Genomic DNA, 21,646 nt, shown 5'->3' with positions numbered 1-21,646 from the left:
TCGTTAGCGCTGTTCGAGCGGTCCGGCCCCGAAGCGGCTGGGCAGTCCCAGCTTTCCGGGGTTCATGATCCCGGCCGGGTCGAGTGCCTGCTTGACCGCCACCAGGGTGGCGAAGCCGTCGCCCAGCGAGCGCTCCATGTACGGCGAGCGCAGCAGGCCGACGCCGTGGTGGTGGCTGATCGCCGCGCCGTGCCGGATGAGCACCTCGTTCGCGGCGTCCCACGCGGCCCGGTGCCACTCGCGGCGGCGGGCCCGCTCCACGTCGCCCCGCAGCGAGAAGTACAGGCAGGCGCCGTCGGTGTACGCGTGCGACTGGTGGGCGGAGGCGCGCAGCGTCCCCGGCACCGCCTCGATGGCCGCGACCACTTCGTCGTAGATCGCCGAAAGGGACGACCAGGGGGCGGCGATCTCGCAGGTGTCCGCGACGAAGCCGGGGCCCTTGGCGAAGCCGTCGCCGGACTTGCCGACGAGCATCCGCTCGTCCAGCCAGCGGGCGAGCGCGGCCTGGCCGTCGAGCGTCACCGACGCCCGCTCCGCGCAGACCTCCTCGACCACGGCCATCGTGGCGTCCACCAGCGCCGGGTCCCCCTCGTCGGCGATGAGCAGCAGGTTGGTGCCCGGCTCGCCGAAGTGGGTGCCGCTCTCGTGCGCGTCGTACAGGCGGAGCACCGCCGGGGTGGTGCCGCGCTGGAGGATCTCCCGGCAGGCGTCCAGCCCCACGGCGAAGGTGTCGAACCCGTACGCGAGCCCCACGGCGTACGACGGGAGCCGGTGGGTCCGCAGCCGCAGCCGGGTGATCACGCCCAGCGTGCCCTCGGAGCCGATGAAGAGCTGGCGGAGATCCGGCCCGACCGCCGCCCGGGGATAGGTGCCGTAGCCGGCCGTGCTCCCGTCCGGGAGGACGACGTCGAGCCCGACGACCATGTCCTCGATCTTCCCGTACCGGGTGGAGAGCTGGCCGGCGCCGCGGCACGCCGCCCAGCCGCCGACCGTCGAGATGGCGAACGCGGACGGCCAGTGGCCGGTGGTGGCGCCGTGGACCTCCTGCAGTTCCTTCTCGAAGAGGTCGCCGAACATGCCCGCCTGCACTTCGACGATCATCGACTCGGCGTCGAACGAGATGATCCGGTTGAGCCGGCAGACGTCGAGGACGACCCCGCCGAACACCGGCAGGGCCGCGCCGAGGACGTTGCTGCGCCCGGCCGAGACGGTCAGCGGGATGCCGTGGGCGTGGCAGACGCGGACCACCGCCGCCACCTGCTCCTCGTCGGCCGCCTCGACGATCACGGCGTCCGGCGTGGCGGGATCGCCGTCCGTCTCCCCGATGGAGGTGCCCGCCCACCAGTCGCGGGTGCGCAGGATCACCTCGTCGCGGTCGGTGTGCACGGCGGCGGCGACGGCGCGCAGCTCGGCGACGACCGCGTCGGGAACCTCGACCACCGGGCCCTGCAGGCTGGCCTTCCCCTGGCCCGGCGGGCAGTCGGCGGCCCACCGCGGCGGGGTCGGCGCGCCGACGACGTAGTCGCCGCGGTTGAACGGATGGGTGACGGTCTGCCTGCTGATCATGAAACTTCCTCCATCAGTACGGTCTTCTCGCGCTCGATGCCGGAGACGTAGTCGTCGATCTGCCGGGCAACCTCGTCGTCGGACAGGCCGAGCTCCCGCTGCAGCAGCCGGCCGACCTCCGGGGCCGCGCGCACCGACAGGTTGCGGGCGAACACCCGCATCCGGGTGCGGCGGGACAGCACGTCGTCGACGCTTCGCGCCAGCTCGCACCGGGCCGCGTAGACCACCTCGGCCCGCAGGTGGGCGCTGCCCGGGGCGATCGGCTCCATGAGGGAGGGGTCCTCCGCGAAGAGGTCGGCGACGAAGCGGGCCTCGGTGCCGTACCGGCCGCCCAGGTGCGCGCCGAGCCCTCCGGTGGCGGAGGTGGCCTCCGCGTCGTAGCCCGCCCCGCCCAGCAGGGGGAGGTGCGCCGTACGGCAGCGCGCCCGGCGGCCGAGCACCTTCAGCGCCTCGTCGACCACGAGCTCGCCCATGTGCCGGCTGGTGGTGAGCTTGCCGCCGGTGACGGTGACGAGTCCGTACGCGTCGGTGGTGACGCGGTGGTCGCGGCTCATGTCGAGGGTGGCGCCCTCCTTGCCGTCCTTGCTGCTGACCAGGGGGCGGAGCCCGGCGATCGAGCCGATCACGTCGTCCGGGGTGAGGTCGGCGTCGAAGGCGGTGTTGGCCCCGTCGAGGAGGTAGCGCATCTCCGACGCGGTGCACAGCACCTCGTCCATGGAGCCGTCGTAGTCCGTGTCGGTCGTCCCGACCACGACCACGTCGCCCCAGCGGGTGCAGGTCGCGCGGCGGGCCCGGCCGGGGACGGGCACGGTGACGGTGCCGTCAACGGGCAGCCGGGTCCAGGGCACCACGATGTGCACGCCCTTCGCGGGGCGGATCCGGGGCCGGTGGCCGGGGTCGGACATGGCGTCGAGTGTGTCGGACCAGACGCCGGTGGCGTTGATGACGACGCCCGCCCGCACCTCGATCTCACGGCCGTCCACCTCGACGGTGGCGCCGCGCACCCTGCCGCCCTCGCGGAGGAGGCCGCGGCACGCGGCGCCGTTGAGCACGGTCGCCCCGAAGTGGGCGGCGGTCCGCGCGATGGTCAGGGTCAGGCGCGCGTCGTCCGTGCGGCTGTCGTAGTAGAGCAGCCCGCCCTTGAGCTGGTCGGCGCGCAGCCGGGGCGCCCGGGCGAGGACCTCGGGCACGGTGAGGCGCTGGTGGAGCCTGCCGATGCGCCATCCGCCGGCGAGGTCGTAGGTCCACAGCAGGCCCTCGAAGGCCGTGGCGATGCGCGCGTCGAAGACGCCGTCCTGCGCGAGCACGGGGAAGACGAACGGCAGCCGCTGCACGAGGTGCGGCGCGTTCCGGCGGAACCGCTGCCGCTCGAGCAGCGAGCGCCGGACCAGCGGCAGGTTGCCCTGCTCGATGTAGCGCAGTCCGCCGTGCACCATCTTGGACGACTTCGAGGACGTACCCGACGCGAAGTCGTCCCGCTCCACGAGCGCCACGGTCAGGCCGCGGGTGACGGCGTCCAGCGCCGTGTAACAGCCGGTCACGCCGCCGCCGACGACGAGCACGTCCACGGGCCGGGAGGCGAGCCGTTCGATCTGCCCCTGGCGGTCGAGTCTCAGCGCGGTGCGCCGGATGGCGCTCTTCGTCTCTGATCTCGCCTTACGTTCGGGAAGCCGGATCACGACGGTGATTCCTCCTGTGGATCGGGTTCTGGGCCGCGGGGCTCCGGCGCGGGGGGCCGGGCGCCGTGGGCGGCGACGGTGACGTGGCGGGCCAGCAGGTCGCGCCACTCGGCGCGGGCCTCCTGGCGCTCGGCGTCGGAAAGGGTCGGTTCGAATACGGGGGCCGCGGCGAGCCCGGTGACGGCGGCGGAGACGCTCGGCCACAGCCCGGCCCGTACGCCGCCGAGGTAGGCGGCGCCGCGCAGGCTGGCGCTCTCGTTGTCGCGCGCCCGTCGTACGGGCCGGCCGAGCAGGTCCGCCTGGCTGGACATCAGCACGTCGCTGGTGGCGAGACCGCCGCCGCAGAACAGCTCGGTGACCGGCCGGCCCATGGCCTCCTCCACGCCTTCGAGCAGGTCGCACACCGAATGCGCGAAGCCGTTGAGGATGCCGCGCGCCAGCTCCGCCCGGGTCGTCGACAGGCTGAGCCCGGTGAGGAGGCCGGTGGCCTCCGGCGACCAGACGGGGGTCCGCAGCCCCGCGAGCGCGGGCAGGAACATCACCCGGGTCGGGCCGGTGTGCTCCCGGGCGAGCTGGGCGAGCCGCGCGGGCGACTCGAACAGCCCGATCTCCTCGCACAGCCAGCGCATCGCGGAGCCGGTCGTCGAGGCGTACCCCTCCAGGCTGAAGACGGGAACGCCCCGGGAGCGCCAGCCGACCAGCGTGAGCACGCCGGGCACCCGGCTGCGGTGGGCGGGCGGCCGGTCGCCCGCGACGGCGTCCACGAACGTCCCGGTCCCGTGGACGCACGTCGCCTGGCCGGGCCGGTGCGCGCCGAGCGCGATCATCGCCGCGTGCTGGTCGCCCATGACGGACAGGACGGGCAGCCGCACGCCGAGGACCGCCGGGTCGGTGAACCCGAAGTCGTCGTCCTCGTCCACGATCTGAGGCAGCACGTCGCGCGGGCAGCCGAGGAACTTCACCCACGGCTCGTGCCAGTCCCCGGTCCGCAGGTCGTACGCGCCGAGGGCGACCGCGTTGGTGGCGGACATGACATGGCGGGCTCCGCCGGTGAGCTTCCAGACCAGCCAGGTGTCGATCGAGCCGAAGGCCAGCCTCCCCTGGTCGTGGGCGCGGCGGGCGGCCTCGTTCGCGGCGATCTCCTCCGCCGCCCACAGCAGCGGCGCCCGGGAGCCGACCGGGCGGCCGGTGTGCTCGATGAGGTGGGCGTCCCACTCCGGCTCCCACTCCCGCAGCCGCGAGGCGTACCGGCGGTCCTGCCACACGACGGCCTGGCTCAGCGGCGTCCCCGTCACCGTGTCCCACAACAGGACCGTGGCGCGCTGCGTCGAGATCGACACTCCGGTGATCTCCACCCCGTCGGCCGCCGCCCGGTCCAGCGCTTCACGGCAGACCTGGACGGTGTTCACCCAGATCTCCGTGCCGTCCTGCTCCACGAGCAGGTGGTCGCGCGAGCGGACCGAGATGGGCAGGTACGCGGCGGGAGCCGCGCCGCCGTCGTCGAGGACGACGGCGGCACGGGTCCCCGTGGTGCCCTCATCGATGCTGAGTACGCCGCGGCGGCGTTCCCTGGTCATCCGCGAAGGTCCTTTCGTCGTGTCCGGGCCGGACACCGTTCAGGCCGACACCGGCGTGCGCTCCTGGAGGCGGATCGCCTCCTCTTCGAGGTTCACCGTCACGCGGGTCGGGTCCCACTTGACGGCGAGGCAGGTCAGCAGGCCGATCAGCGGCACCACCGACAGGGCCATCAGGCTGTTGCCCACGCCGATGCCCGCCTGGAGCTGCGGGAACAGGTACAGGCCCGCGACCGATCCGAGGCTGCCGAGCATGCCGGTCACGCCGGTGCCGAGGGTGCGGATGTCGCTGCGGTACGACAGCGCCGCGATCGACTTGCCGTTGGGGCCGGGGCCGGCCGAGTGGGAGAAGATGAACACCACGGGCAGCAGCGCGGCCAGAGCGACGGGCAGCTGCTTGAACGTCGCCCCCATCACCAGCAGGGCGACGAACACCAGGACGTACCCGGCCATCGAGCCGACCCGCAGGCCGATCCGGCGGCCGACATAGGCCGACAGGCAGCCGCCGACGATGCCGACGGCGTTGAACGCCATGGAGCCCAGCGTGGCCTTCTCGAACTCGGCGCCGAACAGTTCGAGGCTGATCACCGGCAGGTACCAGCCCACGGCGAAGTACTGCATGGCCTGGGTGAGGGAGATGACGGTCGACAGCACGGTCCTGGGCAGGTACGGCTGGCGGAAGAGCACGCCCGCGTCCCGGAACCCGACCTGACGCGCGGGCGTGTCCGCCTGCCCGGCCTCCCGGGTGCCCTCCTCCACGGCGAAGCCGTACATCCGGCGCAGGTTCGCCGCCGCCTCCGGCAGCCTGCCCTTGGAGGCCAGCCAGGTGGGGCTCTCCACCAGGAACGTCAGCTGCAGCACGAGCAGGATGAGCGCGAACGCGGCCGACGAGCCGACGGACCAGCGCCAGATGTCGGCGCCGACGTCGAACTTGTAGAACAGCAGCGTGAGCAGGAGGTTGGTGGTCGTCGCGGTGTACCAGACGCCCTGCCAGAAGTTGAGCCGGCCCTTGAGCGAGGCGGGGGTGTACTCGGCGAGCAGCGCCATCGCCACGGCGAAGTCGATGCCGTACGCGATGCCGACCAGGGCCCGCCCGGCGAAGACCGTCTGGAAGTCGGAACCGGCCGCGGTCAGCAGCGCGCCGACGGCGAAGACGACCTTCGTCATCATCAGCGGCCTGATCCGGCCGATGCGCGCGGCCAGCCAGCCGCCGAAGGGGTTGGAGATGATCGCGATCGCCGGGGCCATCGCGGTGAGCACGCCGACCTCGGTGGGGGAGAGGCCGAGCTGCTTGACCATGGGGGACAGGCCGGCCCCCAGCGCCGCGTTGGAATAGGCGTCCAGGAACAGGCCCGCCAGGGCGAGGAACCAGATCCAGTTCGCCCGTGCGCTCAGGCTCTTGAGGGTGTCGATGAGGGCGGCCACGTCTCCCGCGTTGCGGATGACCGTCGCTCTCGTGTTCGCAGGGCCGTCGTTCATGCCCAGCCGCCTTTCGGGGGGTGAGTCCCTTGCCAGCGGTCCGGGAACGACAAAAAGCACAGACGAAGACCACTGACAGGGATGTCTTCGTCTGTGCCTGTCGGTTGACGGGACGTTATTCCCAAGCCGTTCGATGTGTCAAGCACCAGGGGCGGGCGTGACATTTATGGACATTCACCCTAAAGTCCCCCGTCATGACTTACGTCGTGATCGCCGTCTGGACCGCGCGTGACGGCGAGGAGAACGCCGTCGCCGACATCATCCGGACCATGACCCCGCTGTCCCGCGCGGAGCCGGGCAACCTCGGCTACGAGGCCCACGTCTCCGCCGACGACCCCCGGCGGTTCATGATCTACGAACGGTACGTCGACGCCGCCGCCTTCGAGGCGCACCGGGCCTCCGAGCACTTCCAGAAGTACGTCGTCGGCGACTGCCTCGCCCGCCTCGCCTCCCGGGAGGTCACCGCGTACGAACCGCTCACCCCCTGACCCGACCACGGGACGCGCCGGACGCCCGTCTCGACGCGTATTGGCGGGGGCTCATGCTCGTCCACAAGGTCGGCCTGACCTCGACGTACAGCCTGGCCAACATGCCAGGACGAGGACATCGGCGAGCTGCGCCGCGTCCACCGGGCGATCGACGAGGTGGTCTGCCGTGCCTACGGCTGGGAAGGCGTCATCGACCAGCTCGATCATGGTCACCACATGGTGGTCGGCCGGGAGACTCGTCACATGGTCGGCCCCCCTGGGTGCCCAGGCCAGGTCTGGCGAGTCACGCGGGTGTCACTTAACGTGATGTGCGGAACGGTCTCCTGGGGTATGCTTCCTGATGCCGCCCCCTGCGAGGGGGAGAGGAAGTGAGCCCGGGCTTACCGCCGGAATTGACGGGAACCCGGGCTTCGCGTTTTTGCGCATCAGTCGCAGATCACACGCTCGATCAGATGCTCGCCGAGCAGTAGGTTCCTCAAGGTGTCGTCGCCCATCTCAGCTCTGGCGACTATGCCTGCGACGACATCTGGAAGCCAAAGAAGTTCCTCGACCAGAGGGTCACCCCACTCGACATGCATGTCCTGAGGTAGCGCTTGCTGAGCGCGGAGGGCGTTGACCATGTCGAGGTCCTCTTTGTTGCCTTCGGCATTCCGCCGTTCCATCAGGACCTGGCGTAGGTCAAGAAGCGCCAGTTGCCACAGCAGCCGCTCGAGGCACTTACGCCGGGCTCGGCGCTGCTTCGCCGGCGTGAGTCCGGTACCGATCACGATGACCGTGGTCAGTGACAGGAGGGCGATGGCGCGCGTGATCTGCAAGCGCCGCTTTTGTCCTTCATCTCGCCAATGCAACCGCGGCTGCTTTGTCAGGAGGAGGTCGCGCAAGGCTGCTCGGTGCTCAGCGATCCGGTTGTCCGGGACGATGACAGCCGCGAGCACGTAAAGACCACCATCGAGACGCATGGACTCGTCAACATACGCCTGTGACTCCCTGAACGCGAGCTATTACTTTACGTGCACGTCTTGGTATGCGTACGGCGATTCGGACAACCGGACGGGACGATGCGCTCGGTGATGAGTTGTAACGACGGCCCGGGAGGACGCATCGCCGCGGTTCGCACCGCGCGCCGCATCACGCAGGACGATCTGGCGTGGGGCGGCCAACATCTCCCCAGCATGATCCGGAAACTGGAACGGGGGAGCAGGAATCCCAGCGACAATATGCTCGATGCCATCGCCGTGGCCCTTGGTGTCGATTGGTCTCGGCTTCTGAGCGACGCCGGCCGCTTCTGGAGTTGTCGATCACGCTGGTTCCTTGGACGACCCAAACAGCTCCAGGTATGCCTCGCGTAGTTCCACGGCCGCGGGCACACGCCGTGCCTCCAGAGCTCGAATCACCTCGGTGGCACGCCAATGGTGTGAAGGGACGAGATAGGGGTCGGTAAGGGCGGCGATGGTCATGTGCCCGGCCTCCTCGGGCTGGTCGGCCGACAGAAGCGCGAGAGCCAGGTCGAGCCGTGCGGCCAGCGCTCTGCGCGGCCGTTTCGGACTGTCCGACTCCAGCCGAGCGAGCACCCCACGCGCGTAGGACTCGGCTGCCGGGTCGCCGAGCCAGGACAGCGTGGTGGCGAGGTAGGCGTCGGATTTGGCGGGGTCGTAGCGGTAGTGGTGTTCGGGCTGGTCCGGGACAGGCAACGGCGCCGCCAGCCGCGCCACTCGGTTCAGCGCATCGCGTGTCTCCCGGGCGGCACCGAGGCGTGCCCAGGCCCGGCCCTCCTGTGCGGCCGCCTGAATGTATGACGCGCTGCTTCGCGGCGCGACCTGTTGTGCTGCCTGGGAGAGGGCCAGGGTCCGCCGGTAATCGCCTTCGGTAAGGACCTGCCATGCCTCGGTTTCCAGGCACCATGCCGTGATCTCGCGATGCCCGGTCTCTTCTGCGAGTTGGGCGGCCGTACGAAGTCGCGCTGCGGCGGCCGGAAACCTGCGCAGGTCGATGAGGCAGGTCGCGGCGATGAGTGACAGCCAGCCGCCGGTGACCAGAAGCCGCCGGTGCTCGGCGAGCGTCTTCCTGGCGTCCAGGAGTTGGGAGACATAGTCGAGGTGACGGCGTACGCGGATCAGCAGTTCGCGGGGCGGCGTCCCGTGGTAGGCCACTGCCAGGTCATCGACCGCCGACTCCAGCCGTTCGAGAGTCTCCCGCCCTACCTCCGTGGCGGAGGCCCGACGAGCCAGTTCCAGGGCGTCCCACTCATCGTCGCCATCTGATCCGACGTTCCTGAGGGCACCGCCGAACAGTTCGTTCTCGCTGAGGCTGAAGGCGCGGGCGTACAGGAGACGATAGGGGTCGTCGGGCTGGTTGTGTCCTGCCTCGTACGCCTTGATGCGGCGGACGATGCTCTCGCGCGAGGGGAGTCGTGCTCGTACATCGTCGTCGGCGACCTCGACGAGCCGGCGGGCCATGTCCTTCTGGCTCCAAAGCCTGGTACGCCGCTCGGCGCGAAGCCGTACGGCCCATGCGGGAAGTTCGGAGACCATCGTGACCACCTCGCTGTCAGACCCGGGGGACGTTCTGACCACCCCTTAGTGTCCCCTGATCACACCTGTGGTGGCAGGGTTACGCGCTGTTGTAATCGGAGGTGACGCGACCGAAGTCGGGGTCCGCAGGCGTTGCGACCGCCGTACGGACCCCTTGAACAGGATGGTGGTCCTGACCCATGACACAGAGTAGGGCTGTTGCCGTCACCCGTCCGGTGTTCGCCGGGTGGCGGATCATGCGCAGCGACGCCGGGCGGTTGTGGGCGACCCGCGAGCGGCCGTTCCCCTCGGCCGAGGAGGAGGCGGGCGCGCACCGGACGGTCGACGCCGACGACCTGGTCGAGCTGTGCCAGGTGATCGCCGCGCAGGAGTGCATCGCGGAGGGGGCCGGTGACAGTGACCGCTGCGGGCCTGCTCCTGCTCGATGTCGTTGTCGGAGAAGAGGACGACGAGGACTTCCCAGGAGTATCGCCGCATCCGGCCGTGCCGCGCGTACGGAGCTGCGGTGGATCGAGGAGAGCCGCGGCCGGTGCGGACGTGCAGTGGGGCATCTGGCTGCGCGGCGGCCGGTTCGTCTCGTGCGCGGTCGTCTGCTGCTCCCCGAACCGGGACGCCGGCTACCGCTGCCCCGCCACCTGAGCCGCCCGCCTGCCCGGGCTTTCCCCGCGGTCCACTTCGGTGTTCCCGGCGAAGTCGCATTCTCCACGCCCAGCGGAACGGAGGGCGGCTCCAGGCGGCAGCGACCGCTGCTCACTCTCCTTCCGTCGGGTACGGACGACTGTTGACCAGGCTCAGGGGCGCCAGTCGTCCTGGTAGTGGGCATGCCAGTCGTACGCGGACGCCTCCAGCTTCAGCAGGTGCTCCGCCTGGGCGTGCTCTTCGACCGACAGGTAGAGCTCGTTGACGAGCACGGACTCCAGGAAACTCACGCGGTCCCGCTTCGCGGCCAGGTCCCGCTCCGCCTTGCGCCAGCCGGGCTCCCCTGCGTCCCGCCGACCTGTGGGCCTGGCCCAGGCCCTCAGATATTCGGGCATGCAGGAACGCGCGCAACCCCTCGCACCGGATACTGCCTGACTGTGCGCGGGACCGGCGTGCCTCGGACATGAGCTTGCGATAGCGGGCCGCGAGCGCGGGCTCGTCCGTGCTCCCGTGCCCTGTCGAAGGAGGTCGTCGCAGGAGCGCTTCCACATCGATCGGCTGCTCATCGCTCATGGATAGGGCGGCCCAGAGGAGTTCGACCGCCAGCAGGGGGCGGTTGCGGACGAGCTCCAGCAGCGTTTCGCGATCCATCGTTGCCATGGGCCAGAAGATTACGAGGAGTAATCGCGTGGACGCCAAGGGTCGCTGACGTGGCTGAGGTGGGTTCCTTCCCTCCTGTGGAAGCTCTCTACAGCCGGGTGGTTCCAAACGGCGCGATCACGGTCCCGCTTCGCCGATCGGGAGGGATGCGAAAGCCCCGCGCGGCCGCCGAGTCCGGCGGGCGCGCGGGGCGAGAGCATCCGAGTTGAGGACGTCCAGGCCGGCCGGCGCGGTGGCCGGCCTGGACGCCGTGATCAGACGAGGTCGAACCGGTCGAGGTTCATCACCTTGTTCCACGCCGCGACGAAGTCGTGCACGAACTTCTCCTTCGCGTCGTCGCTCGCGTAGACCTCCGCGACCGCGCGCAGCTCGGAGTTCGCCCCGAAGACGAGGTCGGCCCGGCTGCCGGTCCACTTGACCTCGCCCGTGGCGGCGTCGAGACCCTCGAAGGTGCTCGCGTCCTCGGACGTCGCCTTCCACGTCGTGCCCAGGTCGAGCAGGTTGACGAAGAAGTCGTTGGTCAGCGAGCCGGGGGTCGTGGTGAAGACGCCGAGCGGCGACTGCTGGTAGTTCGCGTCCAGGACGCGGAGGCCGCCCACGAGGACCGTCATCTCCGGGGCGCTCAGGTTCAGCAGGTTCGCCCGGTCGATCAGCAGGTACTCGGCCGGCAGCCGGCTGCCCTTCCCGACGTAGTTGCGGAACCCGTCGGCGGCCGGCTCGAGCACGGCGGCCGACTCTATGTCGGTCTGCTCCTGTGAGGCGTCCACCCGGCCGGGCTTGAAGGGGACCTCGACGTCGAAGCCGGCGTCCTTGGCGGCCTTCTCCACGGCGGCACACCCGGCGAGCACGATCAGGTCGGCGAGCGAGACCTGCTTGCCGCCGGTCTGGCCGGCGTTGAACGCCTCCTGGATCCCCTCCAGCGTGCGCAGCACGGCCGCCAGCTGGTCGGGGTCGTTGACCTCCCACCCCCTCTGCGGCTCGAGGCGGATGCGCGCGCCGTTGGCGCCGCCGCGCTTGTCGCTGCCGCGGAAGGACGCGGCCGACGCCCACGCGGTGGACACGAGCTGGGACACCGACAGGCCCGAGGCAAGGATCCGGCCCTTGAGATCGGAGACGTCCTCGGCGTCGATGAGCTCGTACGTCCGCGCGGGGAGGGGGTCCTGCCACAGCAGCGTCTCGCTCGGGACCTCCGGGCCGAGGTAGCGCGCGACCGGGCCCATGTCGCGGTGGGTCAGCTTGAACCACGCGCGGGCGAAGGCGTCCGCGAACTCGTCGGGGTTCTCCAGGAAGCGCCGCGAGATCTGCTCGTAGATCGGGTCGACCCGGAGCGCGAGGTCGGTCGTCAGCATCATCGGGGCGTGGCTCTTCGACGGGTCGTGGGCGTCGGGGACGGTACCGGCGCCGCCGCCGTCCTTCGGCTTCCACTGGTTCGCGCCGGCGGGGCTCTTGGTCAGCTCCCACTCGTAGCCGAACAGGATCTCGAAGAAGCTGTTGTCCCACGTGGTCGGGGTGGTGGTCCAAGTGACCTCGAGACCACTGGTGATCGTGTCGCCACCCTTGCCGGTGCCGTACGTGCTCTTCCAGCCGAGGCCCTGCTGCTCGATCGGGGAGGCCTCGGGGTCGGCGCCGACGTTGTCCGCCGGGCCGGCGCCGTGGGTCTTCCCGAAGGTGTGGCCGCCCGCGATCAGGGCGACCGTCTCCTCGTCGTTCATCGCCATCCGGCGGAAGGTCTCACGGATGTCGCGCGCCGAGGCGAGCGGGTCCGGGTTGCCGTTCGGGCCCTCGGGGTTCACGTAGATGAGGCCCATCTGGACCGCGGCGAGGGGGTTCTCGAGGTCCCGGTCGCCGCTGTAGCGCTCGTCGCCGAGCCAGGTGGTCTCGGGGCCCCAGTAGACGTCCTCGTCAGGCTCCCAGGCGTCCACGCGGCCGCCGGCGTAGCCGAAGGTCGTGAAGCCCATCGACTCCAGGGCGACGTTGCCGGCGAGGATCAGGAGGTCGGCCCACGAGATCTTCCGGCCGTACTTCTTCTTGACCGGCCAGAGCAGGCGGCGGGCCTTGTCGAGGTTCGCGTTGTCCGGCCAGCTGTTCACGGGGGCGAAGCGCTGCTGGCCCGATCCGGCGCCACCGCGGCCGTCGCTGACCCGGTAGGTGCCCGCGCTGTGCCAGGCCATCCGGATCATGAGCGGGCCGTAGTGGCCGTGGTCGGCCGGCCACCAGTCCTGCGAGGTCGTCAGCACCTCCGCGATGTCCCGCTTCACGGCAGCGAGATCGAGGGTGTTGAACGCCTCCGCATAGTCGAACTCCCCACCGAGCGGGTTGGCCACGGCGGGGTTCTTGGCGAGGATCTTCAGGTTGAGCCGCTCCGGCCACCACTGGCGGTTTCCACCGCCCTGAGTGGGGTGCGGGGCGCGCCCGTGCACGACCGGGCAGCCACCTTCAGTCTCCGTTTTTGCGTCTACGACGATCGCGTCATGGTTCTCAGACACGGGAATCCTTCCGGACTAGGGCGGATCACGATGCTCAGGAACTTCGGGCAGTGGAACAGGCGGGGCACAGGCCCCAGTAGATGACCTCGGCCTCGTCGATGGAGAAGCCGTGGTCGTTGGAAGCGGACAGGCAGGGCGCCTCGCCGACCGCGCAGTCGATGTCGGCGACGACGCCGCATGACCGGCACACGACGTGGTGGTGGTTGTCCCCGACGCGTCCCTCGAACCGGGCCGGGCTGCCGGCCGGCTCGATGCGGCGGACAAGTCCTGCCGCGGTGAGCGCGTGGAGGGCCTCGTACACGGCCTGGAGGGAGACGTGACCCACACGGTCGCGCACCCCGGAGGCGAGCGCCTCGACGTCGAGATGGTCGCCGGCCCGGACGGTCTCGAGCAGCGCGACACGGGCGGCCGTCACTCGCAGGCCGGCACCGCGCAGCTCCTCTGCGGTGGTCGGGGTCCTCGGTGCGGTCATGAGACGAAACCTACCTTCATAAACACGAATCATACAAGAGAACGAAGAACCCAATTTTAGTAATGTGTCTGGTGGCGTTCGCCCTGGTGCGGCGTGGCCTGCTGCCCGGGTCGATGGGGTCACCGTCGCGACGACCTTCTCCCGCGGCCGAACCCGGGAGGGGCCGGGCCGCTACCGGTCGGGGGCGAGCCGTGCCCGCAGAACGCCCGTGACGAGCGGCAGGTCGAACTCGCCGTGCGCCGTCTCAGGGACCGACCGCAGATACTCGATGATCCGGATGATCGCGGCCTCCCGCCCCGCCTGGGACAGGATCAGCATTCCGGAACGCGTGGCGAGCGTCGCCGCGAGCGACTCGGCCGTCCTGCGCTGGGAATGCGCGAACCGGGCGTGCTCGACGACGGAGAAGACCCGCCCGTCCAACCGGGTCGACTCGGGCCAGCCCGCGCTCGCCGGAGTGGCGCACCCGCCGGAGGCCTCGTTCAGGCCGCGCACCCACGCGACGCTGTCGTCGTCCAGATTCCAGAGTCCGGCCACCACCCCGCCAGTGGTCAGTACACGGGCCATCTCCGGGACGGCGCGATCGAGATCGAACCAGTGCATCGCCTGTCCGACCAGGATCGCGTCGACCGCGCCGTCGGGCAGGGGGATCTTCTCCGCCGACCCGGCGAGCGACTTCACCTCCGGAAACCGTTGCCGGAACTCGGAGAGCATGTTCGGATCGGGCTCCACCGCGACGACGTCGACCGCCTGCCGGAGCAGCGCCTCCGTCAGCTTTCCCGTCCCCGCTCCCAGATCGAGGACGCGCAGCGCCGTGCGGGAGCGGACGGGTTCCAGTGCCCACAGGATCGCCTCATCGGGATATCCCGGGCGCTCCTCGGCGTACGCGGCCGCCTGGGTGCCGAACGACAACGCCCGCGAAACAATCCGGTCGGGGAAGGTCATGGGATCGTTCATGCGGTCACGGTAACTCGCCGCCCGGTTACCGATCGTGGCTCCTCCCCGTGCGCCGGATCGTGGTCGTGCAGAAGCGCGTACATGAGGAAGGAGCGGTTCGGGGCCGGCGGCGGGCGCGGTTCAGTTTTCTTCGGTCGCCGTCTCGGTCGCGAGGTCGTCGGCCAGCGTGCGGGACAGTTCGGCGATTCCGGTGCCGGTCAGAACCGTGGTGCCGTCGTCCTTCGCCACGCTGACCTGACAGGTCATAAGGACCAGACCCTCGCCCAGCTCTTCGGATTCGGTGGCACGGACGGTGGCGGTGACCGTGTCTCCCGCGTAGACCGGGGCGAGGAAGGTGAAGGAGAGCTCCCGCATGTGCACCCCGGGCTCGGCGAGCAGGGGCACCGCGGAGAGGGTGAGCACGCCTTGGGTCATCCGGCGGTCACCGATGCCGATCATGTGGTGCGAACCGAAGTCGCCGGTGAGGCGGGCGCAGGCGTCGATGTCCTCCGAAGTGAAGGCGCGTGTGGCGGTACGAGTGATGCCCACGGCGGTACGTCCGATCTCTCTATTCGCCGACGATGAGGCCCTTGCTGCTTCCGGTGATCACCAGCTCATCCCCGCACCGGATGCGGGCATTGAAGGCGATCTTGGTCATCCCGTCGGTCGGTTCCAGGCGGGTGACCTCCAGCTCGGCGGTGATCGCCTCGTTTCGCCGGATCGATCGAGTGGCCGCCCAGTCCATCTGGCGGGAAAGGTAGTTGAGATCCCCTCCAAGCTTGGTCAGCGGGGCGAAGGCCAGCAGGTACGGCAGGTGCTCGGGCAGCGGATCCGCCGGCGCGCCGCTCAACTCGCAGTATTCGGCCACCTCCTGGTCCGTGTACTGCTTCGTCCAGACCAGCACGGTGCCGACGGCGATCTCTCCGTGGACAGCGTTCTTGATGGTGGTCGATGACAACATCCCCTCCGGCAAGGGAGAACGACGTGGCGTAAGGCGGTCGACTCGCTACCTACTCATAGGTAACCGCCGCTTCGAATCATGTCGCACAGGCAGGCGGATGATCAACAAGTCACACAAGAAACAGTTCCGGGGAACGCGCATGGCGCCGACGGGGCCGGGGTCGCTCAGGCGAAGTCCGGGGTCATGGCGGCGGCCATGCTCAGGTGCGGGGCGGCCTCCGCGGTCAGGCCCTGGCGTTGGAGGGTGCGGCCGAGCAGGTGACGGGCGTAGGAGTCGTCCGGCGAGTCGGCCACCAGCCCCTCCAGCGTGGTGCGGGCCCGCCCGAGCTGCGCCGAGGTGAAGTAGGCGCGGGCGGCGAGCATGCGGACGTTGCGGTCGTCGCCGTGCTCGTCGAGCAGGGGCCGCAGCAGGACGAGCGCGCCGAGCGGATCACGCTGGTCGAGGAGGGACTCGGCATAGCGCAGGCGTTCCACCTCCTCGGGCAGTTCGCGCCGCCGGCCGCCCTGGAGGAGGAAGTCCCTGATCACCTCTGCGGGCTGGGCGCCGGCCAACGCGCGGTCGCCGACGACGATCGTCGGCGAGGTCGCCACGCCCCTGGCCTTGCCGGTGAGCAGCAGCTCCGTCACCGTGTCCTCGCCCGCGCCGGCGTCCAGCAGCGCGACGCCGTCGGCGAAGCCCGCCTCGGCCGCGATGGCCACGAGGACCTCGCGGTCGCTGATGTCGCGACCCTCGATGAAGTGCGCCTTCATCACCTGCTCGGCCACGGCGTCCTGCCGGGCCGCTCCACCGTGTTCGAACGCCAGGGCGAGCAGCCGGTGGGCGTCGTGGGTGTCGGCGCGCCAGGCCGCTCCCCAGCGCGGCCCCAGCCCCTCCTCGGCGGCGATCTCGGAGACGCGGACCCGGTTCTCCGCGGGGGACAGGTCGGGCGCGCACCGGCTGAGCGCGGCGTCCACCATCGGATCGCGGTACATCTCCTCGATCGGGACGGCCTGAGCCGGGGCGGCGGGGTCGATCCGGAAGGGCCGCCACACGACCTCGACGGGGACGCCGTCCAGGGTCGGATCGGCCAGGGCCGCCTCCAGCCGCCGCTTGCCGATGTACGCCCACGCGCAGACGACGTCCGCCCAGATCTCGATTCGCATGCCGGGAATCTATGCGACATCTGTCGATTAAGCAACATGTGTCGTATAGTCGGGACCGTGAACCCGGATGATCCCCGCGCGCAGCGCACCCGGGCCCGGCTGCGGGCCGCGATCCTCGACCTGGCGGCCGACAAGGAGCTGGGCTCCATCACGATGGCGGAGGTGGCCAGGCGCGCCGACGTGAACAGGGCGACGGTCTACCTGCACTTCCCCGATGTGGACGCGCTCGTGACCGACGCCATGGAGGACACGGTCGCCCAGATCGCGCGGGCCGCCGCACTGTGCCCACGAGAGGCACCCCGGGACCGGGCGCCCGAGCCGCTGATCGACCTATTCGAGCACGTGGCCGCCCGCGCCACGCTGTACCGGCGGATGCTGGGCGCCCAGGGCAGCGCGCTGTTCGCCACGCGCATGCGCGAACGGCTGACCGCCGAACTGGCCGCGCGCTTCGTCGACGGGTCACGGCCCGGGGGATTCGACGACGTCCCCGCCGAGATGCACGCCACCTACCTGGCCGGTGCCCTCACCGGCGTGATCGCGCACTGGGTCACCGGCGACCGTCCCGCCCCCGCCGCGGAGGTGACCCTGGCGTTCTGGCGGCTCTTCCGCCTCTCCTGACGTGGCGCGGCGGGGGAGGCCGTTTACATCGGTTCGGCCGTTGACGAGGCTGAGTGCGGATAACGATGATCAAGGATCCGCCGCCTGCTGTGCTCGCCTGAGCCGATGGGTGCCCGCCGACGTCGATGCTGGAGGACGGGTTCGATGAGTACGGTCACACCGGAGCTGATCGTGGACGGCGCCATCCCGCGGCATCCGATGATCTCTCCCGACGGCCGCTGGGTCGCCTACACGGTCGCCGCGTACACGCGCGAAGAGCAGCATCCGAGCAGCGCCATCTGGGTCACCGCCACCGACGGGAGCTCACCGCCGAGGAAACTGACCGAAGGCAGGGCACGAGACGCCGACCCCCGCTGGGCGCCGGACGCGGCCTCGCTCTTCTTCGGATCCGATCGGCTGACGCGAGGCACCACGCAGCTGCATCGGATCCCGGTCGGCGGCGGGCAGGTGCAGGCGCTGACCACCTGGAAGAGCGGGATCTCCTACCACCTTCCGCTCGCCGACGACCGGCTGGTCGCAGTGGTGGCCGCCGACGAGCCGACCGATGAGGACGAGCGTAGGAAAGCCGAACGCGACGACGCCAAGGTGTGGGGGGAGCGGGTGCCGTACGGACGGTTGCGGCTGCTCGACCTGGACACCGGCCGGTTGCGCGTGGTGGACGGGCTCGGCGACAGGCACGTCGTCGAACTGGCGCAGCGCCCGGACGGCGGCCCGATCGCGGTGCTCACCTGGGCCACCCCGGACCTCGATCCGGTCTTCCCCGCCTGCGAGCTGCACCTGGTCGACCCGGAAACCGGCAAGGTCCAGGATCTCGGCCCGGCCGGGTTGGAGGCATCCGGCCTGACCTGGTGGAAGACCGACGGCAGCTGGCACCTGTGCTATCTGGGGACGACCCCACCTGGCCCCGTCGGGGGGCGCGCCGTCTTCGATCTCACCGTGCCCGAGGACGGCGCCGCGGAGGAGCAGCGCAACCTGACCAGCGGCATGACCGTCTGCCCGTCGGGCCTGGCGCAGGTCGCCGACGGGCCGCCGCTGGCGCTGTTCGCCGACGGGCTCGACACCGCGATCCACCGGCTCGATGCCGAAACGCGGCGGTTCCAGCCGATGTCGCGCCTCGACGGGTATGCGGGCTTGATGACGGCCAGCGGCTCGGGCGACGTCGTCGCCGTGGTGGCGAGCACGGCGTACGAGCCGAGAAACGTGCACGCGGGGCCGCCCACCGGTCGGCTGGCGCGGCTCAGCGACACCAGGCCGGAGCTGCGCGGGATCGAGTGGGGAACGCAGGAACGCCTGTCCTACACGGCATCCGACGGGCTCGACCTCGACGGGCTGGTGATCCTGCCCGTCGCCAAGACCCGCCAGGACGGCCCGTTTCCGCTCATCACGCTGGTGCACGGCGGCCCGTACGACAGGTACGCCGACCAGTTACTGCTCGGCATGAGCCCGTCGGCGCAGTGGCTCGCGACCGCGGGGTACGCCGTCTTCCTGCCCAATCCACGCGGCGGCGAGGGCCGTGGGCACGCCTTCGCGGCGAGCGTCGCGGGAGCGGTCGGCATGGACGAGTGGACGGACATCGTCAGCGGCGTCGACCTGCTGATCGCCGACGGCATCGCCGACCCCGACCGGCTCGGGATCGGCGGGTGGAGCCACGGCGGGTTCATGGCGGCCTGGGCCGTCGGGCAGACGAGCAGGTTCAAGGCCGCGGTGATGGGTGCGGGCATCAGCGACTGGGGCATGCTCCTCGCCACCGGCGAACTGGGCGTCTGGGACGCGGGACTCGGCGGCAGTTGCGGCTGGGAGGGAACCGGCCCACACCGCCACGATCGACTCAGCCCCATCTCCTACGCCTCCAGGATCAGCACTCCGGTGCTGATCCTGCACGGCGAGGACGACCCGAATGTGCCGGTCGGCCAGGCCACATACTTCCATCGCGCCCTGCGGCGGTTCGGCGTCGAGCACGAGTTCGTCGTCTACCCGAGAGAAGGTCACGCGATCCTGGAACGCAATCACCAGCTCGACGTGCTGCGGCGCACCCGCGCGTGGTTCGACCGATGGCTCGCCGACCCCACACTGGATCACGCATAGTTTTGGGTGCGTGTCGGATTGTGATCAATCTGTGGGATTCGCCTGTGTGGCGGGGCCTGGTCCGGCCCTCCCGCCATCTGCCGGCAGGCCAGGGCCGTGCGACTGGCGCCGGCCTTCAAGGAGGACATCGACCGCCTGCTGTCCAGGGCGGGCAGGCGCTGATGCCGCTGGGCTCCTGTGAGTTCAGCACGAAGCTCGGCCGGGGCATCGATCGGTTCGGCGTATCTCGGCAGCTCAACCTCGCATGACGGCGTCGCCCGTACCATCGGGCGCATGGCATGTGTGCTGGTCGTGGAAGACGACCTGGTCATCAGGTCCGAGCTGGTCGAGGCGCTGGCGGCCCAGGGTTACGAGGCCGAGCCGGCCGCCGACGGCGCCGAGGCGCTGCGGGCGGCCGAGCGGCACCAGCCGGACCTCGTCCTGCTGGACCTGGGGCTGCCCGACCTGGACGGTGTGGCCCTGTGTCGGCGGCTGCGCTCAAGGGTGCCCGACACGGTGATCGTCGTGCTCACGGCCCGCACGCAGGAGTTCGAGGTCGTGGTGGCGCTCGACGCCGGGGCCGACGACTACCTGACCAAGCCGTTCCGGCTGACCGAGCTGATGGCCAGGATCCGTGCCCACCTGCGGCGGCGCAGCCCGGCGCAGGGGGAGCGCATGGTGACCGCCGGGCGGCTGCGGCTCGACCTGCCCGCCCGGCGCGCCTACATCGGCCAGGCGGAGCTGGCGTTGCGGCCCAAGGAGTTCGACCTGCTGACGGCGCTGGTCAGCCGGTCGGGCGAGGTGGTGGCGCGGGAGCAGCTCATGGACGAGGTGTGGGACGAAAACTGGTTCGGCCCCACCAAGACGCTTGACGTGCACGTGTTCGCGCTGCGCCGCAAGCTGGCCGAGCACGGCGAGGGGATGGAGCGGATCGTCACTGTACGCGGACACGGCTACCGCTACGAGCCCTGACGCGTGCCCGTCCGGTCAGATGTCGTCGCCGGGCAGCAGCAGGCTGAACAGCGGCGGCCTGATCCGGCTGAGCACCAGCCGGCCGCCCTCCGCCTCGGCCAGCGAGCGGGCCAGGGCGAGTCCGATGCCGTGGCTGTGGCCGCTGGACCTGACGAACGGGTCCACCCCTTCTGCCACGCCCGGCCCGTGGTCGCCCACCTCGACGGCCGTCCCGGGGCCCACGTCGGCGACGGTCACGGTGACCTCCCCCTGGCCGTGGCGCAGGGCGTTGTCGAGCAGGACACGCAGGATCTGCCGGACGGCCGCGGGCTGGGCGGTCACCGGCGGCAGCGCGGGCTCCACGGCGATGGTCAGGCGGCGGCCGTGCTCGGCCAGCGGGCCGTGCCATTCCTGGCGGAGCTCCTCCATCAGCGCGGCGACGTCGAGCCGCTCGCTCGGCCCGCGGCTGTCGCGGCTGAGCCGTACGAGATCGTCGATGACCTCCTGCAGCCGCTCGCCCCTGGCCAGCGCGGTACGGACCGCGGAGGCCAGGTCGGCGCCGGGGCGCGACAGTGAAGACTCCAGGCCGAGCAGCAGGCCGGTCAGCCCGGTGCGCAGCTGGTGGGAGACGTCGGCGCTGAAGGCCCGCTCGCGGGCGAGAACGTCGCCGAGGCGGCGCGCCGTCGACTCCAGCGCCTGCCCGGCCTGGTCGGCCTCGCGCAGCCCCGAGGGGGAGGCGCGGACGCTGAAGTCGCCACCGCCGAGTGCCTGCGCGGCGGCGGTCAGCCGTTCCAGCGGGGCCGCCAGCCTGGCCGACTGTCGCACGGCCGCAGCCGCGGCCAGCGCGATCACGATCAGCGCGAGCCCGCCCATGAGCAGCCACGCCTCATGGACGCGTTCCGTGACCTCCGAGTTCGGTGTCGCCACGCGGATGACCAGCGCGGGGCCCTCGTCGGAGGGCACGGGTGCGGACACGGCCAGGAATCCGGCCTCCACTGTGTCGTGCACGCGGCCGTCGTTGCTGGAGGCGGCCAGGCTGGAGTGGCCGGGGCCGTTGCCGAACACTCGCGTGCCGCGCACGCTGTAGCCACCGATGGCCAGGTCACCCGGCAGGCCAGTCGGCAGCTTCAACGGCACTCGCGGTTCGTCGGGGACGGCGGCGGCGACCCAGGCGGCGTCGCGTTGCAGGGCGGCCACCGTCTGGTCGTGGTAGAGGAGGTTCACCGCGACCGCCAGGGGCACCAGGAACAGCGCGACGACCAGGGCGGTCACGCTCAGGATCACCACCAGCACCCGCCGCCGCAGCGGCACGCCCTGTGCTGTCATCCCTCCAGGGTGGCAGAGGCAAGGTAAACGCCCCGCTAACCCTTTACTCAGCGGGTGCTCCGGCCGTTCATGGCGTG

The 21,646-nt window shown here is 70.7% G+C and carries 20 protein-coding genes; 6 read left to right on the top strand and 14 right to left on the bottom strand.

What is annotated here, in order from left to right; genetic code table 11:
* Positions 1–3: 3 nt before the first annotated feature.
* From AWQ68_RS18255 to AWQ68_RS18240, 4 genes are read right to left on the bottom strand one after another with little or no spacing between them, the layout of a single operon-like run.
* Positions 4–1,566, bottom strand: a complete 1,563-nt coding sequence (locus tag AWQ68_RS18255) for an FAD-binding oxidoreductase (protein WP_066941922.1) — start codon at positions 1,564–1,566, stop codon at positions 4–6.
* The gene (locus AWQ68_RS18250; protein ID WP_066941920.1) at positions 1,563–3,245 is read right to left on the bottom strand and encodes a glycerol-3-phosphate dehydrogenase/oxidase; all 1,683 of its coding nucleotides are present in this window, start codon (positions 3,243–3,245) and stop codon (positions 1,563–1,565) included. Before AWQ68_RS18250 ends, AWQ68_RS18255 begins: the two co-directional genes overlap by 4 nt.
* Positions 3,242–4,822, bottom strand: a complete 1,581-nt coding sequence (locus AWQ68_RS18245) for an FGGY family carbohydrate kinase (RefSeq protein ID WP_066941918.1) — start codon at positions 4,820–4,822, stop codon at positions 3,242–3,244. The genes AWQ68_RS18250 and AWQ68_RS18245 overlap by 4 nt, the downstream gene beginning before the upstream one ends.
* A 39-nt stretch (positions 4,823–4,861) precedes the next feature.
* The gene (locus AWQ68_RS18240; RefSeq protein ID WP_066941917.1) at positions 4,862–6,298 is read right to left on the bottom strand and encodes an MFS transporter; all 1,437 of its coding nucleotides are present in this window, start codon (positions 6,296–6,298) and stop codon (positions 4,862–4,864) included.
* A 194-nt stretch (positions 6,299–6,492) separates the two neighbouring features.
* Here AWQ68_RS18240 and AWQ68_RS18235 point away from each other — a divergent pair, with 194 nt between their 5' ends.
* The gene (locus AWQ68_RS18235) at positions 6,493–6,786 is read left to right on the top strand and encodes a putative quinol monooxygenase (protein ID WP_066941915.1); all 294 of its coding nucleotides are present in this window, start codon (positions 6,493–6,495) and stop codon (positions 6,784–6,786) included.
* A 425-nt stretch (positions 6,787–7,211) separates the two neighbouring features.
* Here AWQ68_RS18235 and AWQ68_RS18230 read toward each other — a convergent pair whose 3' ends face one another.
* A complete protein-coding gene (locus tag AWQ68_RS18230) occupies positions 7,212–7,745 on the bottom strand; it encodes a hypothetical protein (protein WP_157545431.1) in 534 nt (177 codons plus the stop codon).
* Positions 7,746–7,844: 99 nt separating this feature from the next.
* On the opposite strand from AWQ68_RS18230, the gene AWQ68_RS40960 reads away from it, so the two are divergent.
* A complete protein-coding gene (locus tag AWQ68_RS40960; RefSeq protein ID WP_157545429.1) occupies positions 7,845–8,135 on the top strand; it encodes a helix-turn-helix domain-containing protein in 291 nt (96 codons plus the stop codon).
* Here AWQ68_RS40960 and AWQ68_RS18225 read toward each other — a convergent pair.
* Entirely contained in the window at positions 8,085–9,317 is a 1,233-nt protein-coding gene (locus AWQ68_RS18225) for an NsdA family TPR-like regulatory protein (protein WP_066942153.1), read from the bottom strand. The genes AWQ68_RS40960 and AWQ68_RS18225 overlap by 51 nt on opposite strands.
* A 390-nt stretch (positions 9,318–9,707) precedes the next feature.
* Here AWQ68_RS18225 and AWQ68_RS42550 point away from each other — a divergent pair, with 390 nt between their 5' ends.
* Positions 9,708–9,956 carry a hypothetical protein gene (locus AWQ68_RS42550; RefSeq protein ID WP_157545427.1) on the top strand — a complete coding sequence of 83 codons (249 nt, stop codon included), beginning with the start codon at positions 9,708–9,710 and terminating at the stop codon, positions 9,954–9,956.
* 152 nt (positions 9,957–10,108) lie between these two features.
* Here AWQ68_RS42550 and AWQ68_RS42545 read toward each other — a convergent pair whose 3' ends face one another.
* The 7 genes from AWQ68_RS42545 to AWQ68_RS18195 form a co-directional block, all read right to left on the bottom strand.
* A complete protein-coding gene (locus AWQ68_RS42545; RefSeq protein WP_157545425.1) occupies positions 10,109–10,351 on the bottom strand; it encodes a hypothetical protein in 243 nt (80 codons plus the stop codon).
* A gap of 519 nt (positions 10,352–10,870) precedes the next feature.
* On the bottom strand, positions 10,871–13,036 hold the full coding sequence (gene katG, locus AWQ68_RS18220; protein WP_245655966.1) for a catalase/peroxidase HPI: 2,166 nt from the start codon (positions 13,034–13,036) through the stop codon (positions 10,871–10,873).
* 100 nt (positions 13,037–13,136) lie between these two features.
* A complete protein-coding gene (locus AWQ68_RS18215; RefSeq protein WP_066941909.1) occupies positions 13,137–13,574 on the bottom strand; it encodes a Fur family transcriptional regulator in 438 nt (145 codons plus the stop codon).
* Positions 13,575–13,745: 171 nt separating this feature from the next.
* Positions 13,746–14,528, bottom strand: coding sequence for a class I SAM-dependent methyltransferase (locus AWQ68_RS18210; protein ID WP_218006917.1), 783 nt, complete (start codon positions 14,526–14,528; stop codon positions 13,746–13,748).
* A 120-nt stretch (positions 14,529–14,648) separates the two neighbouring features.
* Positions 14,649–15,056, bottom strand: a complete 408-nt coding sequence (locus AWQ68_RS18205) for a hotdog family protein (protein ID WP_066941907.1) — start codon at positions 15,054–15,056, stop codon at positions 14,649–14,651.
* Between the two features lie 19 nt (positions 15,057–15,075).
* A complete protein-coding gene (locus AWQ68_RS18200) occupies positions 15,076–15,465 on the bottom strand; it encodes a hypothetical protein (protein WP_157545423.1) in 390 nt (129 codons plus the stop codon).
* Positions 15,466–15,632: 167 nt separating this feature from the next.
* Entirely contained in the window at positions 15,633–16,610 is a 978-nt protein-coding gene (locus AWQ68_RS18195; protein WP_066941904.1) for a DsbA family oxidoreductase, read from the bottom strand.
* Between the two features lie 57 nt (positions 16,611–16,667).
* Here AWQ68_RS18195 and AWQ68_RS18190 point away from each other — a divergent pair, with 57 nt between their 5' ends.
* The 3 genes from AWQ68_RS18190 to AWQ68_RS18180 all read left to right on the top strand — a co-directional run bounded on the left by AWQ68_RS18190 (position 16,668) and on the right by AWQ68_RS18180 (position 20,264).
* Positions 16,668–17,228, top strand: a complete 561-nt coding sequence (locus AWQ68_RS18190) for a TetR/AcrR family transcriptional regulator (protein WP_066941902.1) — start codon at positions 16,668–16,670, stop codon at positions 17,226–17,228.
* Positions 17,229–17,372: 144 nt separating this feature from the next.
* Entirely contained in the window at positions 17,373–19,313 is a 1,941-nt protein-coding gene (locus AWQ68_RS18185) for a S9 family peptidase (RefSeq protein WP_066941900.1), read from the top strand.
* Between the two features lie 273 nt (positions 19,314–19,586).
* Positions 19,587–20,264, top strand: coding sequence for a response regulator transcription factor (locus AWQ68_RS18180; RefSeq protein ID WP_066941898.1), 678 nt, complete (start codon positions 19,587–19,589; stop codon positions 20,262–20,264).
* Between the two features lie 15 nt (positions 20,265–20,279).
* On the opposite strand, the gene AWQ68_RS18175 is transcribed toward AWQ68_RS18180, so the two are convergent.
* The gene (locus AWQ68_RS18175; RefSeq protein WP_084464142.1) at positions 20,280–21,569 is read right to left on the bottom strand and encodes a HAMP domain-containing sensor histidine kinase; all 1,290 of its coding nucleotides are present in this window, start codon (positions 21,567–21,569) and stop codon (positions 20,280–20,282) included.
* Positions 21,570–21,646: the final 77 nt, after the last annotated feature.

It is taken from the genome of Microtetraspora fusca, from assembly GCF_001570365.1.
In the GTDB taxonomy this organism is placed as follows: domain Bacteria; phylum Actinomycetota; class Actinomycetes; order Streptosporangiales; family Streptosporangiaceae; genus Microtetraspora; species Microtetraspora fusca.
Note: the sequence above shows the minus strand (reverse complement) of the source record. Positions and strands in the feature narration are given on the sequence as shown.

Excerpts from the sequence above, each read along its gene's own strand:
- AWQ68_RS18255 (WP_066941922.1), bottom strand. The coding sequence starts at position 1,566 with ATGATCAGCAGGCAGACCGTCACCCATCCGTTCAACCGCGGCGACTAC.
- AWQ68_RS18245 (WP_066941918.1), bottom strand. The coding sequence starts at position 4,822 with ATGACCAGGGAACGCCGCCGCGGCGTACTCAGCATCGATGAGGGCACC.
- AWQ68_RS18240 (WP_066941917.1), bottom strand. The coding sequence starts at position 6,298 with ATGAACGACGGCCCTGCGAACACGAGAGCGACGGTCATCCGCAACGCG.
- AWQ68_RS18235 (WP_066941915.1), top strand. The coding sequence starts at position 6,493 with ATGACTTACGTCGTGATCGCCGTCTGGACCGCGCGTGACGGCGAGGAG.
- AWQ68_RS18230 (WP_157545431.1), bottom strand. The coding sequence starts at position 7,745 with ATGCGTCTCGATGGTGGTCTTTACGTGCTCGCGGCTGTCATCGTCCCG.
- AWQ68_RS40960 (WP_157545429.1), top strand. The coding sequence starts at position 7,845 with ATGCGCTCGGTGATGAGTTGTAACGACGGCCCGGGAGGACGCATCGCC.
- AWQ68_RS18225 (WP_066942153.1), bottom strand. The coding sequence starts at position 9,317 with ATGGTCTCCGAACTTCCCGCATGGGCCGTACGGCTTCGCGCCGAGCGG.
- AWQ68_RS42545 (WP_157545425.1), bottom strand. The coding sequence starts at position 10,351 with ATGCCCGAATATCTGAGGGCCTGGGCCAGGCCCACAGGTCGGCGGGAC.
- AWQ68_RS18215 (WP_066941909.1), bottom strand. The coding sequence starts at position 13,574 with ATGACCGCACCGAGGACCCCGACCACCGCAGAGGAGCTGCGCGGTGCC.
- AWQ68_RS18210 (WP_218006917.1), bottom strand. The coding sequence starts at position 14,528 with ATGAACGATCCCATGACCTTCCCCGACCGGATTGTTTCGCGGGCGTTG.
- AWQ68_RS18195 (WP_066941904.1), bottom strand. The coding sequence starts at position 16,610 with ATGCGAATCGAGATCTGGGCGGACGTCGTCTGCGCGTGGGCGTACATC.
- AWQ68_RS18185 (WP_066941900.1), top strand. The coding sequence starts at position 17,373 with ATGAGTACGGTCACACCGGAGCTGATCGTGGACGGCGCCATCCCGCGG.
- AWQ68_RS18180 (WP_066941898.1), top strand. The coding sequence starts at position 19,587 with ATGGCATGTGTGCTGGTCGTGGAAGACGACCTGGTCATCAGGTCCGAG.
- AWQ68_RS18175 (WP_084464142.1), bottom strand. The coding sequence starts at position 21,569 with ATGACAGCACAGGGCGTGCCGCTGCGGCGGCGGGTGCTGGTGGTGATC.